The following is a 14,921-nucleotide window of genomic DNA, read 5'->3' on the forward strand; positions in this document are numbered from 1 at the left end:
GATCTCGACTCTCAGGTCGCGAGCGCAACCCTGGCTTCCGGCTGGTATTGCTCCGCGAGCAAGGCCTTGAAGAGAGAACGGTCACGGCTTGCGCAGCCGCTCAGAATTCCTTTCTCAACTTCACGTCGCGCATCTCCCGGCGGACGCGGGTCCGGACATAGACGTTCGTCGACACGCAAAGGAGTGCGACTCCTCCGCTTAGAGTCCAACAAGCCATCCGGACCAGGTCCCTCTCGATGTGAAAGAGGCCAGACCCGATGGTCAGGGATACTTCCAAGACGATTATGGGCAGTATGAGGCGTCGTCGCGACGTCCAGTACGCAGGTATCCATTTGTCGATTACCCTGAAGACGCGCAGGTGTGACCTCGTAAGAAGCGAGATTGCGCCGGCATCCTTGGCATCGAGGGAAAGTGCCCATCGCGCGCAGTCTCTTGCCTCCTCCCGGCGACCCATCTGCCAAGCGATTTCCCCCCGCAGCAAAATGGTTCCGGGATCGTCCTGGCGGAGAGCGATGCAGCGCTCCAGGACTTCCTCGGCTTGTGCGAGATCGCCGCGCCGCAGGAGCATGCCCCCGTATGAGGTCAAGAAGGGGAGATGATCAGGTGCGAGTTCGAGCGCGCGCCGGAATCCAGGATCGGCCTTGTGCCACGAGCGGAGCCGTGCCCAGACGACAGCCTTTACAAAATGACCTGTGGGATCAGTCGGGAACGCGCGTATGGCATCTTCCGCCGCCTGCAAGGTCGACTTGGTTTTGCCAAGCTGAAGCAGAGCAAGGCAGCGGCCCGCCAGCGCCAGCAGCGAAAGCGGATCCAGGGCCAGGGCCTCCTGCGCAGCAGTAAGAGCTTCCCGAGGTTTGTTGGCGGCGAGCAAGTCGCAGGCGCGCCGGGCGTGGCTCTCGGCGTCCTGTGGTTCCGCCATCGTCGATGCAGGAACGCCGACCCGGCTCCTCACCGGCCGTGCCGGTCGAGGAAGGCCAGGACGTCGTCATAGAGCCCGGCCTCGTTCGCGTATTTGGCGTAGTTCCGCGCGGTCGCCAGCCACTCCAGCGTCGTCGGCTTCACCTCGTCCAGCGCATCATCGAAATGGCGCCGGGTCAGCTTTGTTGCTTCACGTCCCGCCAGATCATCCTCGATCGCCAGGTCGATCGCGGTTTCGACAAGATGCTCCAGGTCCGCACCGGAAAAGCCCGACGTGGCCTGCGTCAGCCGGGTGAGGTCGATATCCTTGGCGATCGGCCGTCCGGTCAGCAGGCGCTGCAGGATGGTCGAACGGGCGTCCCGGTCGGGGGGTGCGACGAAGATGGTGCGGTCGAAGCGGCCCGGTCGCCGGAAGGCGCTGTCCACGGCCCAAGGCACATTGGTTGCCGCCAGCACCAGGATGCCGTTGTCCTCCCCCTGCAGCCCGTCGAAGGTGCTCAGGAAGGTGGAGACGAGCAGCGACTTGTGGTCGCGTCCTTCATGATGCCGGCGGGAGGCGAGCGCTTCCAACTCATCGAAGAACAGGACGGTGGGACGGCGACTGCGCGCCTCCGCGAACGCCGCCACCAGTCGCTTCTCCGAAACGCCGATATGGGCATCCAGGATATCGGCGATCTTAACGGAGATGAAGTTTGCCCCGGCCTCTCCGGCGGTCGCCCGGGCCAGCAAGGTCTTGCCACAGCCGGGCGGCCCATAGAGCAGCACGCCGCCACCTGTGCGCCGGCGGAACGTGCGAAACAGGCGCGGGCGTTGCAACGGTGCGAGAACGCGCCGATGGATTTGTCGTTTCGCTTCGTCCAGGCCGCCGACATCGGTAAAACGCAGGGCTTGCTCGGCCTTGGCCGGTGTCGCGGCCTGCCGGGTGCCCAGGTCGATCACGGAGCCGCTGTCGCTGGAGGAGGGCTCCCCCCTGCGTGCCCAGCGGCGTGCGGCACTCTCCTCGCCAGCCCGGAACAGGAATGCGGAGACCGCGCGACGCAAGGCGGGGTCGTCGAACGCGTCCGCGGCCAGATCGCGAAGCAGTTCGGCGGCGGGTGATGCGTCCGTCGCGCGAGCCACTTCCGCCAAGAGCGCACGGAGCAGCGGCGCGGAGGTCGGCCGGGCGCGGCAGGCGTCAACCAAATCCGCGATGTCAGACCCGGAACTCATCGTTCTACCCTGCCAAACAAACGCTAACGACGTGTTACCGAGCAGCACGACCGTGTCTGATTGCTGTCCGCCGGCAGCACGCCGGCAGCCTCAATCCTTGAACGGGTCGAACTCTCCTTCACCGGCCATGGCGACGGCAAACGGCCGCAGCGTATGCAGCACACGGATCGTTCCGTCGTGCTGCGCCAGCACCTCCGGCAGGCGCCGGTAGGCCATCGGGCTCTCATCCAGGTCGCCGCCCGCGAGCTGCACGCCGCGTTGCTTCAGCCATGCATCCATCTGCTCTCGCTTGAAGGTGCGCTTGGCCTGTTGCCGCCCGAACAGCCGTCCGGCGCCATGCACCGTCGAGTAGAGCGAGGCGCGCGCGGCCTCGCTCTCGACACCCTCGATGATGACCGCGTCGTCGCCCATCGAGCCGCCGACGAAGCCGCGCTGTCCCGGCCATGCCGGTGTTGCGCCCTTTCGCACCACCCAGAGGTCGCGTCCGTCATGCGTCTCCCGCCACGCGTAGTTGTGGTGGTTATGGACAGTGTCGGTGACCGCGCCGCCGATGATCTGGCGCACGCGCTCCACCACCCACTCGCGTCCCGCATAGGCGTAGCGCCCGGCGAGCTGCATCGCGGCGATGTAGCGCCGGCCGATCTCGCTGTCCTCGTCGACCACGGCCGGCGGCACGTTCATCCCGTCCTGGCCGCCAGCCGCCTTGAGGTAGCGGGTGGCGCTGGTGTGGCCCAGGCCGCGACTGCCGAAATGCACACCGATCCAAACGAAGCCCGCCTCGTCGCGCAGCAGATCGACATAATGATTGCCGGAGCCCACGGTGCCGAGCTGGCTGGCGGCCTTCTGACGATAGGCGTTCATGTCAGCCTCCGCCCAGGCCGCCTCGTCGTCGAACAAAGAATGCTCCGCGCGGACCGCGTTGCTTCGGCCGACCCCGAATGAAATGGTCCGCCTGATGTCGCCCAGGATTTCGCTGACGCCGCCTGCAATCTCGTCAAACGACGTGTCCAGCCGAACCGCCAGGTTGCCGCAGCCGATATCGAAGCCGACACCGGAGATGCTGATCTGACGCTCATAGGCGATGACGCCGCCGACCGGCTGGGCATAGCCGAGATGGCCATCGGCGCACACGACGCCGCCCACCACACGTCCCACGCCCATGCAGTTGCGCATCTGCGCGATCGTCGCGTCGTCGTGCGTGCCGAACACCCGCAGCGGCGCATCCCGATAGGCTGCATCCTGCGTCGGCAATGCCGCTGCCGCCTCCGCGGCCAAATGTTCCGCGCGCGCGGCGTCACGAAAGCCGCACCAGGCCGGCATCCCACGGCCGCCGGGCTCCTCTCCGGGGCGGGCGACACGGCAGTCCGGATCAAGCCCGGCGGCGATGGCCAAAGCGCGGGCACGTTCTTCGTAGGCGCTGGGACGACGCATCGGCCGGCCTCCTGGATCAATTACGTTCGCGAGGTTCGGATGAAGTCGGCGATCACCGCGGGGGCCGCGGTATCGAAGCCGACAACATCGAGCATTCCGGCGTCGTTCGGATCGGCGATGCTGAAGCCGTTCGAGATCAGGCCGACCACGACGAGCTTGGCTGCGATGCCGGTGCGCGCGCGATAGTGCCGTAGCGCCTGGACCGGGTGGATGGCCCCGGCCCAGGTCTCGCTGTCCGTGTAGATGACGAAGGCGTCGACCGAGAGACCGCGCTCCAGCGCATACAGCATCGGCAGGGCGCAGTCGGTTCGGCCGAACGGCAGCCCGGTCACCGCGCGCACCGCGTCGTCGAGACGCATCGAGGGCGACAGGCAGCGGCGTCATCTCCGGGCCTCCCGTGAAGCCGACGATGTGCGTGTTCGCCTCTGCCGCGGCCGTCGTCAGGGCCATCGCCGCGGACGCCTCACGCGGCGTGAGCAGTGAGCCGGCAACGTGACCGACCGCCATCGATCCGGAGACGTCCAGCGCCATCAGAATACGCTTGCCGGTCGGCTCGATCGACCTGAAGGCGGTGTAGAACGCCGCGTTGAGCGCATCGACGACGGATTGCACAGGCTCCCAATGCAGGCCGCCGCGGTCGCCGGCGCCGCGCGCATAGGTGCGAAGTGCTACCAGGATGGCGAGCGGATGCAGCCGCGCCTGCCTGATGCGCTCGACATCGCCAAGCGCGGACAGCACCAGCGGCAGCGTATCGCCGAGCGGCGCAATCGCGCCGACCGCGGTCAGCTTGGCGAGCGAGCGGACCAGTGCCGCCAGCGGCATCCGCTCGAGCAGCGCCTGCCAGACCGATGCGTCGTTCAGCCACGCCGTCGGCACCGCCTCGCGCGGCAACGCGTGCCTCCGGATCAGGCTGGCGGCTTCCTCCGCACTCCGCGCGCGAGAGAGCGCCAAGGCGGCGCGGACCAGCGACGGCAGGGCGTCCTGCTCGTGGCCGTGGCACACCCAATCGAGCAAGGCGGCCCGCTCCATGTCGGTCGTTTGCGGATGCGCGAGCCTGAGCAGGTCGCGGTGCGACCAGCCGTCGCGCTGGCGATATTTCACCAGCTGGTAGGCGAGCCGCTCGACCGGCTGCTCGAGATACCAGGCGGCGATGGCGCGGCGGAGCGCTCGTCCCCAGCCGCGCAGCCCCTCGACGAGCTCGGCGAACTGGAACAGATGGGTGCCGGTCCGCGCGACGCGCGGGAGTGCTGCCAGCGCCGCGCGTCGCGTCGCCAGATCCTGCGCGGACGCGGCTAAAGCGAGGGCGAACAGCGCCGGGCCATTCCTGGGCGCGCGCCCGTCTTCGCTGATCGCCACGATGTGCTGGACCGCACGAGCACCGTCCTGCTCGATTGCGCGCAGGACCGACTGCGCATTGTCACGCACGAGCGGCTGCTCGGCGACGTAGTAGCTGCCGCCTTCGGCACCGAGGATCAGGAAGCGATCGAGCCGCGCCCAGTCATCGATGGCAAAAGCATGACCACCGGCCGAGTTCGGCACGGAGCCGGGCAGCGGCAGCGCCTGCGGTGTGGTGGCGATTGTCTCGCGCGAGACGATGTTCAGGTAGTTCTTCATGGCCCGCGTCCTGTCGGAAGGTCCGGCGGGCGTGTTGCGGCGAGGGGTGCTACGGCGCCCGATCAGGCGCTTGGGGGATTTGAACCCCTGCCTACCGGATAACCCTCGGCCTCCGGCCCGCCGGAGGTATGATGTTAAGCGTCTTCATGCCTGGATGCGCTGTCCCAGCCGACACACGACCGGTTGGCCAAAGTCGCACCGACCTGGCGCGCTACGCCGTGGTCGTAAACCATGTCCCACACCAGTCTCCTCTCATCCCTCAAAACTAAGCCGTGCGGGCCAAGCAGCTGAGCGCCGCCATGTGCCGGCGAGGGCGCTATCGCGAACCCGCGATCGTGAATGTCTGATTGAACGCCATTATGTAATATCGCACTTCGCTTTCGGCCCGCGCCGAAACCATCAATCGACAGGCATGGGCATTTCGCCCTGGGGGAGTAGTCCGATAACCCAGCGGCGTCAGGCCCGTCTGCTCAGGATATGCCCAGGTTTGTTGTCGTTCGTCAATGACAGACTTTATATTTTCTCAAGTTTGAGGTAGAGCATGGCGCCATGATCAGCACCGCCCAGATCCGTGCGGCTCGGGGTCTGTTGAAATGGACCCAGGCAACCTTGGCGCATCGCGCCGCCTTGTCCGCGGTCACCCTGAATATGATCGAGAACGAGAGCGTGCACCCGCGGGACAACACCCTGGCTGCCATTCGTCGCGCCCTGGAGGCTGGCGGCGTCCAGTTCCTCGAAGAGAACGGGATCGGTGTCGGCGTGCGCGTGGCCACAAGAGAGGGTCCTCGGCCCTCGTGCAGCCGCAGGCTTGCCGTCGCCGCGACGAAGCCCTGACCGATCGCGCCTTTGCTGGGGTGTTCAGTCGGTTCGTGCCTTCGTCATCCTGACCAGTTGCCCGAGCATGAGGTTCGGCGCCACGCGGCCCATCGCGCGGAGCAGGCGGGCGGCGCCGGGCGTGATCTCCAGTCTGCCGGCCTCGATCGCGGCGATCGCACGCGTGGCGAGCACGGTCGCGTCCATCGTTGTTGACCAGCGTATCAAGTGCCGGAAACGCCGCGAGCACGCGGCCATGCAGGTCGGCGATCGCGGTGGGGTCGCTCGCGTCGCTGATCATCGTATGCACCGCCGGCAGCGCCCGACGCGCCGCGTCCAGCCTGGCGGCATCGCGGCCGGTCAGGATCAGCGTGTTGCCGCGGCGCGCAAGCTGTGTGGCCAGGGCGAGCCCGATGCCGCTGCCGGTGATCAGGATGGTTCGGCCGGTCAGCGTCAGTCCGTTACGTTTCAAGGGACCGAACTCCTCCGTTGCAGAGTCCGGCCCCGATGTGCATCAAGGCGGTCACGCCAGCACCCTCGCTTCCTTGCCACGCAGCTGTGGTGCGATCGCGCGCACCAGCTCGGCGACAAGCGTGACTGCCGGGTCCAAGTCGGTGCGATGATGCCGGACGAGGTGCAGCGACACCGGCGCCAGGGTGAGGGGCACGGGACGGCAAGTCAGCCAAGCGGCGACGTTGCTTTCCATGACGCCTGTCGGGAATGCGGCCAGCAAATCCGTGTCGCACAGCAACTCCAACGCGTGCAGAAAGGTGGGCGCAACGGCAGCGACGCGCCGCTGGCGCCCAATCCGGGCGAGCGCCTCGTCGACCGAGCCTTGCTGGTCCCCGCGCCCGGAGACGACGATATGGGGAAATGCCAACCAGCAATCGAGGTCGAACGTCTCAACCGCTGCCGCTGGGTGGTCGCGTCGCATGATGATGGCGTAGGGGTATGTGCCCAGACGTTCGGTCCACAGCGGTGCATATGAGGCGGACGCCACGGTAATGACGAGGTCCACCTCGCCGCGTTCTAGTCGCCGGACTTCATCACCGGCATGCCAAGGGTGAAAGATCAGGTCGATACCCGGCGCCCGCTTGGCCAACTCCGCGGTCAACGCGGCACCGAGTGCCGCGGCTGGAACGTCGGATGCGACAAGCCTGACCGCCCCACGAAGGCTTTCAAGGTCCGGAGGGCCGGCCGTGACGATCCTGGCCAGCTCGGCGAGCGCGGCTCGCAGAGGCTCGCGCATCGCATCAGCGCGCGGTGTTCGGCGAAGCCCGTTCGGCGCTCTCACCAGCAGCGGATCGCCGAACAGCGCTCGCGCACGAGCGAGCGCATTCGAGGCGGCCGGTTGGGACAGTCCAAGCCGCTCGGCGGCTCGTCCCACATGGGCCTCATCCAGCAGCATGTCCACGGTCACGAGCAGATTGAGATCAATACCGCGTAGCTTCATCACGTGAATGAAGTAGCATAACAAACATCATTTTGACCAATGTGCGGCGACCCGGCATCTGCAAGCGCTCAGGGAGGCCCGCGCATTTGACCACCGTATTGCTGCTCGCCCACCCGGATTTCGCCGCCTCCCGTGCCAACCGCGCCCTGCTCGCCGGGCTGACTGACGTGCCCGAACTCGAAGTGGCCGAGCTTTATGCGCTCTATCCCGATGGCAAGATCGACGCCGCGGTCGAGCGTGCGCGGCTGCTGCGCGCCGGCCGATTGGTGCTGCAGTTCCCGCTCCAATGGTATGCGACTCCGCCGCTGCTCAAGTATTGGCAGGATGCGGTGCTGACGCCGCTCTTCTATCTGGAGCCGGACGTTGCCGCCTCGACGGCGGGTCTGCCGGTCCTCGCGGCGACAACAACGGGCGGTCCGCCGGCGAGCTACCAGCAAGGTGGCATGAGGATCGACGAGCTGTTTGCACCACTCAAGGCGACCGCGCGCAAATGTAGCTGGCTGTGGCAGGCGCCGTTTGCCGTGCACGACGTACGCAATCTCGATGACGCGGCCCTGTCACGGGCGGGCGCGGCCTACCAATCCGTCGTACTTGCGGCACCGATGCTGGGTTGAGCCATCGAAGCGATGACAGAATATGATTCAGCCATTTGAAATCAGCGTTGATCCCGATGCACTCGACGATCTCCGCCGGCGCTTGGCCGCATTCCGCAGCCCTCCATCGCAAGAGCATCGGGGCTGGAACGACGGAGTGGACCTGGGCTACCTGGCCGAACTGGTCGATTACTGGCTGCATCAGTTCAACTGGCGGGTGCAGGAAACAGCTCTCAACCGGCATGAACAGTTCATCGCCGACGTTCGTGGCACGAAATGTCACTTCGTTCACGAGCGAGGTCGCGGAGCATCGCCGCTGCCGCTGCTTCTCGTGCACGGATGGCCGGATGGGTTCCAGCGCTTCGACAAGCTCATCCCGTTGCTGACCGATCCAGGCGCGCATGGTGGCGATGCAGCCGACGCGTTCGACGTCGTTGTCCCGAGCCTGCCCGGCTGCGGGTTTTCCCCGCGAGGTTCGGACGGCCCATCATTGGATGCGTTCGGCGCGGTGTTCCACAGCCTGATGCGCGACGTTCTGCACTATGACCGCTACGGCGCGCATGGCGGCGACGTCGGCGCGATCGTGTGCGACCAGCTCTGCCGCGGTCATGACGCCACGCTGGCGGGTGTGCATTTCACCAACGTGCCCGCGACAAGAGATGGCACGGAGTTTGACGATCTCAGCGCCGCCGAGCGGGATTTTCTGGCCCGGAGGCAGGAGTTCCTGAAGCTCGGCGGCGGTTACATGCACATCCAGGGCACGAAACCCTGGACACCCGCCGTCGCCCTCAACGACTCCCCCGCCGGGCTGGCGGCCTGGATCGTCGAAAAGATGCAGGCGTGGAGCGACTGTGACGGCGACATCGAACGACGCTTCACCAAGGAAGCCATCCTCACCAGCGTGATGCTCTACTGGATCACCCAGTCGATCGGCACCTCGTTCCTGGGCTATCGCGATCTCGCCAAGCCGCGGCACGAGTCGTCCAACGCCACCGATGCAAACCGGTCACGCGGCGCGGCTGCGGGCTTTGCGATGTTTCCCAAGGATATCGCCAACGCGCCACGAGAATGGGCCGAACGTTTCTACGACGTTCGCCACTGGTCGGAGATGCCGTCCGGCGGCCACTTCGCTGCGTGGGAGGAACCCGCTCTGCTTGCGCAGGACATTCGTACGTTCTTCAGACCGCTCCGCTGAGGCCTGCGATGTCAGGCGCACGGGAGCCGGCAGCGAGCGCCAGGAACACTGATTTCCGACGGGAGGAGACGCGATGAAGTTGACCGGTCAAAGGCTCGTCGTCATGGGCGGCACGTCCGGCATCGGCCTGGCCACGGCCCATGCCGCAATCGAGGCTGGCGCGCATGTGATCGTCGCGGGACGGCACCGCGACAAGCTCGCGCGGGCGGTCGACGGGCTTGGCGACACAGCGCGTGGAGAGTCGATCGACGCCTGCGATCGCGACGCGCTCGACGCCTTCTTCGCGCGCACGGGTCAGATCGATCATCTGGTGATCGCCGCGTCAGGTGGTGTGGGTGGCGGTTCGTTCGCCACACTCGCCCGCGACGAGCTGGCGCGCGGGTTCGACGCCAAATTCTGGGTCCAGTGGCAATGCGCGCAGGCAGCACTGCCATGTTTGCGCGAGCAAGGTTCGATTACCTTTGTCACCGCCAACTCGGCGCGCATGGGCAATCCGGGCACCTCGGGGTTGGCCGCGATCAACGGGTCGCTGGCGGCGATGGTCCTGCCGCTGGCGCACGAACTTGGCCCGGTTCGGGTCAACGCGGTCTCTCCGGGCGTGATCGACACGCCCTGGTGGGACAGGCACCCCGAGGCGCTGAAGCAGCGCATCTTCGAGCAGATCACCGCGTCCGTGCCCGTGCGGCGGGTTGGGCGCGCGGAGGAGGTGGCCGACGCGATCGTCTTCCTTGCCGGCAACGGCTACGTCACGGGCGTGATCCTCGATGTCGACGGCGGCATGCGGGGGGCGTCACCAGGGTGAAACCGAGCCGCTGGTGGATGCCGGTGAGTTTCAGGAGGCAGAGTCCTCCATCGCGGTCTCCGCCAGTAGCCAGTCCTCCTCGGCCTGCGCCTGTTCGCGGGCCAGGGCGGCGAGGCGGGTGTTCAGACGGGTGATCTCGTTGGCGTGCCCCGATGCATAGAGCTCCGGCTCGGCAAGTCGAAGTTCCAGCCCGGCGCGCTCCTTGGCCAGGCGCGCGAGCACGGCCTCGGCATCCCTGGCGCGACGGCGCAACGGCGCGAGGGCCGCACGCTGCTCGGCCCGTTCGCGACGCTCGGCGTTGGCGGGAGCGCTGGCCGGGCGCCCCTCGCGCGCCGCGTCGCGCGCGCGCTCGACCAGCCACGCGCGATAATCCGCCATGTCGCCTTCGAACGGGGTGACGGCTCCATCCGCCACCAGCCAGAGTCGGTCCGCGACCAGCTCGACCAGGTGCGCATCATGGCTGATCAGCAGCACAGCTCCAGGGAAATCCGCGAGCGCCCGTACCAGCGCCTCGCGCGCGTCGATATCGAGATGGTTGGTTGGCTCATCGAGGATCAGCAGATGCGGCGCCTCGCGGGTTGCCAGTGCGAGCAGCAGTCGCGCTTTTTCGCCGCCCGACAGATCGCGCGCGGGGGTGCCGGCGCGATCGGCGTCCAGTCCGAAACGGGCGAGCTGGGCGCGCAGCGCTGCGGGCGCGGCTTCGGGCAGAGCGCGCGCCATGTGCGCCACCGGGCTTTCGTCCGCGATCAGCTCGTCGGCCTGGTGCTGGGCGAAAAAGCCGATCCTCAGGCCACGCGCCGTCGCGAGCGCACCACGCAGCGGTGCGAGCCGCCCGGCGAGCAGCTTGGCGAGGGTGGATTTGCCGTTGCCGTTCGCCCCGAGCAAGGCGATGCGGTCTTCCATGTCGAGCCGCAGCGACAGCCCGGACAGCACCGTGCGACCGTCATAACCAGCCGCGACCTGCTGCAAGGTGAGCATCGGCGGCGCCAGGGCTGCCGGCTCCGGAAAGGCGAAGCGGGTCTCGCGTTCGTCGGCGATGGTCTCGATCACCGGCAGCCGCTCCAGCGCCTTCAGACGCGCCTGCGCCTGTCGCGCCTTGGTCGCCGAGGCGCGGAAACGATCGACATAGGATTGCATATGCGCGCGCCGGGCGGCGATCCGTTCGGCAGCGCGGTTTTGCTGGAGCGCCTGTTCGGTACGAATACGCACGAATTCGCTGTAGCCGCCCGGGGTCAGCGCGATTTTGCCGCGATCGAGATGCGCGATCGCACGCGCCGCACGATCCAGCAGCCCACGATCGTGGCTGACGATCAGCGCCGCACCAGAAAAGCGCGCCAGCCAGCCCTCCAGCCACATTGTCGATTCCAGGTCGAGATGGTTGGTCGGCTCGTCCAGCAGCAGCAGGTCGGGTTGCAGGAACAATGCGGTCGCCAGCGCCACACGCATGCGCCAGCCGCCGGAGAACTCATCCACGGCGCGCGCCTGCGCCGCCGCATCAAAGCCGAGGCCGGCGAGGATGCTTGCCGCGCGGGCGGGCGCTGTCTCGGCGCCGATCGCGCGCAGCCGTTCATGGATTTCGGCGAGTTCGGCCAGTGCGTGCGTCTGTTCGCTGCGCGCCAGCAGACTGGTGCGCTCGAGATCGCCGTCGAGCACGGTCTGCAGCAGCGAGGCGGGACCGGACGGCGCCTCCTGACGGATACGGGCAAGGCGGGCGCGCGAGGACAGCCGGATTTCGCCGCCGTCTGGCGCGATATCGCCGGCGATGGCAGCGAGCAGGGTCGACTTGCCGGCACCATTGCGTCCGAGCAGGCCGACCCGCTGGCCTGACTCGATGGTGAGATCGGCCTGGTCGAGCAGGGTGCGGCCGGCGATCCGCAGGGTCAGGCCGGAGATCACGAGCAGGCTCAAATAGTGTCCCCGAGATGGTCAGAACGGCGGTTTTGCTCTAGAGGGCCGCGATCACCGACCATCATGAGGAGCCGGCCATGGCGACTGAGCGAACATTGTCCATCATCAAGCCGGACGCGACGCGGCGCAACCTGACCGGCAGCGTCAACGCGCTGTTGGAGAAGGCGGGGCTGGCGATCATCGCGGCCAAGCGTATCCGCCTCTCCGAGGCACAGGCGCGCGCCTTCTATGCGGTGCATGAAGAGCGGCCGTTCTACGCCAGCCTGGTGTCCTCGATGACCGGTGGGCCGGTGGTGGTGCAGGTCCTCGAAGGCGAGGGCGCCATCGCCAAAAACCGTGAGGTGATGGGCGCCACCGACCCGAAGAAGGCCGAGCCGCACACCATCCGCGCGCAGTTCGCCGAGAGCATCGAGGCCAATTCGGTGCATGGCTCGGACAGCAGCGAGAACGCCGCCATGGAGATCGCCTTCTTCTTCGCCGGCATCGAGATCCTGCCCTGACCCCAGAAGGGCGTATTCAGGGCGGCCGTAATCAGGGCCGGCGGATTGCCGCGGCTGTTCTCGGCAATACGCTGGAGGTGTTCGACTTCATCGCCTACGGCACCTACGCGGTGCCGATCGGGCGCGCGTTCTTTCCAAACCACGATCCGTTCGTTTCGCTGCTGCTCTCGGTCACTGCGTTCGGCCTGGGTTTCGTCACCCGGCCGCTCGGCGCGCTGCTGATCGGCGCCTATGCCGACAGAAGCGGCAATCGCGCGGCCATGCTGGTTTCGCTGTCGCTGATGGGCCTGGGCAGCCTGATCATCGCGGGCTTGCCCCCGACCCATGTCATCGGGCTCGCCGCACCATTGCTGCTGGTCGCGGCAAGGCTGATCCAGGGCATCGCCTGGGGCGGCGAGGCGGGTCCGGCCACGATCTACCTGCTCGACACGGCCGGTCCCGGCCGCGAAGGACGGCTGGTCTCATGGCAGGCGATCAGCCAGGCTGGTGCCGTGCTGCTGGCGGGCCTCGCCGGCGTGCTGCTCGCGCAATGGCTCGGTGGTGCGGCGCTGTCCGCCTGGGGCTGGCGGCTGCCCTTTGCATTTGGCGTGGCCGTGGTGCCGATCGGGCTCTGGCTGCGCGCCGGACCGAGCCCGGACCAGGCTCCGGCGCGCGGTCCGGATCCGGCACCCAGGGGGTCGCTCACGCGCGTGCTCGGCTGCGGCTTCGTGCTGATGGTCGGCGGGACGGTGACGACCTATTTCCTGAATTTCTCGACCAGCTATGCACTGACCGTGCTGCATCTGCCGATCGGCAACGCCCTGCTGGTGGGTGTTGCGATCGGCGCCTGCGCGATGCTCGCGGCCTACGGAGGCGGCGTGCTGTGCGATCGTGCCGGCAGCCGCGCGATCGTGGTCTGGCCGCGCCTGCTGATCGGTCTGCTGATCGTGCCCGGCCTGTGGCTCGCCAGTCGAAACGACAGCAGCGTCGTGTTCATCCTGCTCTGCACGGTGGTGGCGGCACTCCAGGCGGCCGCCTTCGTCGGCAGCCTGGTGCTGATCATACGCGCGTTGCCGGCGGGGCTGCGCACGATGCGATTTGGCATGCTCTACGCTGTTTCCATCGCCCTGTTCGGCGGCACCGCGCAGATCGCCTTCGTCGCCCTGATACGCGACACCGGCAGCGCGATCGCGCCCGGCTGGTATATCGCCGCGGTCAACCTGCTGGCGGCCGGGGCGGCGCTCGCACTCCCCCGAGGATCCGACGCGAAACAAACGAATCGGGGGGACTAGTGCAGCGACCGAGACAGGGCGCAACTCTCTGTCTCGGTCGGTGCACTAGGATAAAACCCGACGCTTGATACCTTTGCTATAGGTCGGGTGGTGGAGAGCGGAGCTGCAAGGCATGGCTTTAGGCGAGGTAAAGGCGCTGCTCTTCGACGTGTTCGGGACGGTGGTGGACTGGCGCAGCGGCATCGTCGCCGCGGCAGCCGCCTTCCTTGAGCATCATGGTGCGGCGACTTCGCAGGCGCCGGCTTTCGCTGATGCGTGGCGAGCCCTCTACTCGCCGGCTATGGAGAAGGTGCGCAGCGGCCAACGTCCCTTCGTCCGATTGGATGTGCTGCATCGAGAGAACCTTGAGGCAATCCTCCCGGCTTTCGGGATCGAACCGGGGACGGTGCCGGAGGTCGAGCTTTCCACGCTCAATGAGGCTTGGCACAGACTGGACCCGTGGCCCGACACGGTGGCCGCCCTCTTGCGCCTTAAACGCCGCTTCATCATCGCACCGCTCTCAAACGGCAACATCGCGCTGATTCTGAACATGGCCAAGCGTGCCGCACTTCCGTGGGATGCGATCCTTGGCGCTGAGGTCGTTCAAGCCTACAAGCCGCGGCCGGCGGCCTATCTGCGGACGGCCGAAGTACTTGGCATGCGGACCGATGAATTATGCCTGGTCGCCGCGCACAACAGTGACCTCGCAGCCGCACGTGGTTGCGGCCTTCGGACCGCATTCGTGTGTCGCCCTCTCGAGCATGGTCCCGGACAAACAACCGACCTCATGGCCGAGCAGCCGTGGGACGCGACGGCTCCGGATCTCACGGCGCTCGCCGACGCACTTGGAGCATAAAGTGCCGCAACGGCGTCAGCCGCAAGCCTATCGTTAATCGCCTCGTTGGCCGTGGGCAGCATGTCGACTCGATGCTTCCAGGGCTGCTCAGGGTCGGAAGCGGCCATGCTGAGGGAGCACCAAGCGTCAGACTTTCTCCACGAGCGTACTGAAATAGTGCCGCTTCGCGCTAGGAGTTCAGACTGGGACCTGCGCTGTCTCGGTTGGGTGATCGAGCCCATTCAGGGGACATTGCCGCGGTCACCGAGATGACGGACGACAGGCTTGACCGAAACGATCGCGCAGGCCACATGACCAATGGCCGCGACCATGGATGATGCAATGATCTTATATGTTCATCCAACCGAGGCGTGTCACGAGACTGAACGGCCACCTGTGA

Annotated in this window: 13 protein-coding genes and 1 pseudogene; 7 read left to right on the forward strand and 7 right to left on the reverse strand. The window is 66.9% G+C overall.

Translation table 11 applies throughout. From position 1 onward, the window contains the following. Positions 1-100: 100 nt before the first annotated feature. From ACQY4K_RS01500 to ACQY4K_RS01510, 3 genes are all read right to left on the reverse strand, one after another. On the reverse strand, positions 101-919 hold the full coding sequence (locus ACQY4K_RS01500; RefSeq protein WP_428392816.1) for a tetratricopeptide repeat protein: 819 nt from the start codon (positions 917-919) through the stop codon (positions 101-103). A 29-nt stretch (positions 920-948) separates the two neighbouring features. After that, positions 949-2,127 (reverse strand): ATP-binding protein, encoded by a 1,179-nt coding sequence (locus tag ACQY4K_RS01505; protein WP_428392818.1) that lies wholly within the window; start codon positions 2,125-2,127, stop codon positions 949-951. A gap of 90 nt (positions 2,128-2,217) precedes the next feature. Beyond that, the gene (locus ACQY4K_RS01510) at positions 2,218-5,172 is read right to left on the reverse strand and encodes an RtcB family protein (RefSeq protein ID WP_428392820.1); all 2,955 of its coding nucleotides are present in this window, start codon (positions 5,170-5,172) and stop codon (positions 2,218-2,220) included. 549 nt (positions 5,173-5,721) lie between these two features. Here ACQY4K_RS01510 and ACQY4K_RS01515 point away from each other — a divergent pair. Continuing rightward, positions 5,722-6,006, forward strand: coding sequence for a helix-turn-helix domain-containing protein (locus tag ACQY4K_RS01515; protein WP_428392822.1), 285 nt, complete (start codon positions 5,722-5,724; stop codon positions 6,004-6,006). Between the two features lie 24 nt (positions 6,007-6,030). On the opposite strand, the gene ACQY4K_RS01520 is transcribed toward ACQY4K_RS01515, so the two are convergent. From ACQY4K_RS01520 to ACQY4K_RS01530, 3 genes and pseudogenes are all read right to left on the reverse strand, one after another. Continuing rightward, complete coding sequence (locus ACQY4K_RS01520; RefSeq protein WP_428392824.1) at positions 6,031-6,192, reverse strand: hypothetical protein; 162 nt, start codon at positions 6,190-6,192, stop codon at positions 6,031-6,033. A gap of 46 nt (positions 6,193-6,238) precedes the next feature. Further along, a pseudogene (locus tag ACQY4K_RS01525) lies at positions 6,239-6,457 on the reverse strand (SDR family oxidoreductase); the annotation flags it as partial. A 51-nt stretch (positions 6,458-6,508) separates the two neighbouring features. Further along, entirely contained in the window at positions 6,509-7,438 is a 930-nt protein-coding gene (locus ACQY4K_RS01530) for a LysR substrate-binding domain-containing protein (protein ID WP_428392826.1), read from the reverse strand. 86 nt (positions 7,439-7,524) lie between these two features. Between ACQY4K_RS01530 and ACQY4K_RS01535 the strand changes: the two genes are divergently transcribed. The 3 genes from ACQY4K_RS01535 to ACQY4K_RS01545 all read left to right on the forward strand — a co-directional run bounded on the left by ACQY4K_RS01535 (position 7,525) and on the right by ACQY4K_RS01545 (position 10,028). Next, positions 7,525-8,052, forward strand: coding sequence for an NAD(P)H-dependent oxidoreductase (locus ACQY4K_RS01535; protein WP_428392828.1), 528 nt, complete (start codon positions 7,525-7,527; stop codon positions 8,050-8,052). Positions 8,053-8,074: 22 nt separating this feature from the next. Continuing rightward, a complete protein-coding gene (locus ACQY4K_RS01540) occupies positions 8,075-9,226 on the forward strand; it encodes an epoxide hydrolase family protein (RefSeq protein WP_428392829.1) in 1,152 nt (383 codons plus the stop codon). 73 nt (positions 9,227-9,299) lie between these two features. Continuing rightward, complete coding sequence (locus ACQY4K_RS01545; protein ID WP_428392831.1) at positions 9,300-10,028, forward strand: SDR family oxidoreductase; 729 nt, start codon at positions 9,300-9,302, stop codon at positions 10,026-10,028. Positions 10,029-10,058: 30 nt separating this feature from the next. Here the strand turns inward: ACQY4K_RS01545 and ACQY4K_RS01550 are convergent, their stop codons facing one another. Next, the gene (locus ACQY4K_RS01550; protein WP_428392833.1) at positions 10,059-11,936 is read right to left on the reverse strand and encodes an ABC-F family ATP-binding cassette domain-containing protein; all 1,878 of its coding nucleotides are present in this window, start codon (positions 11,934-11,936) and stop codon (positions 10,059-10,061) included. Positions 11,937-12,013: 77 nt separating this feature from the next. Here ACQY4K_RS01550 and ndk point away from each other — a divergent pair, with 77 nt between their 5' ends. The 3 genes from ndk to ACQY4K_RS01565 all read left to right on the forward strand — a co-directional run bounded on the left by ndk (position 12,014) and on the right by ACQY4K_RS01565 (position 14,542). Continuing rightward, positions 12,014-12,436, forward strand: a complete 423-nt coding sequence (ndk, locus tag ACQY4K_RS01555; RefSeq protein WP_428392835.1) for a nucleoside-diphosphate kinase — start codon at positions 12,014-12,016, stop codon at positions 12,434-12,436. A 44-nt stretch (positions 12,437-12,480) separates the two neighbouring features. Then, positions 12,481-13,707 (forward strand): MFS transporter, encoded by a 1,227-nt coding sequence (locus tag ACQY4K_RS01560; protein WP_428396278.1) that lies wholly within the window; start codon positions 12,481-12,483, stop codon positions 13,705-13,707. 112 nt (positions 13,708-13,819) lie between these two features. After that, the gene (locus ACQY4K_RS01565) at positions 13,820-14,542 is read left to right on the forward strand and encodes a haloacid dehalogenase type II (protein WP_428392837.1); all 723 of its coding nucleotides are present in this window, start codon (positions 13,820-13,822) and stop codon (positions 14,540-14,542) included. Positions 14,543-14,921 lie beyond the last annotated feature (379 nt).

The organism is Lichenicoccus sp. (genome assembly GCF_965276875.1).
GTDB lineage: Bacteria > Pseudomonadota > Alphaproteobacteria > Acetobacterales > Acetobacteraceae > Lichenicoccus.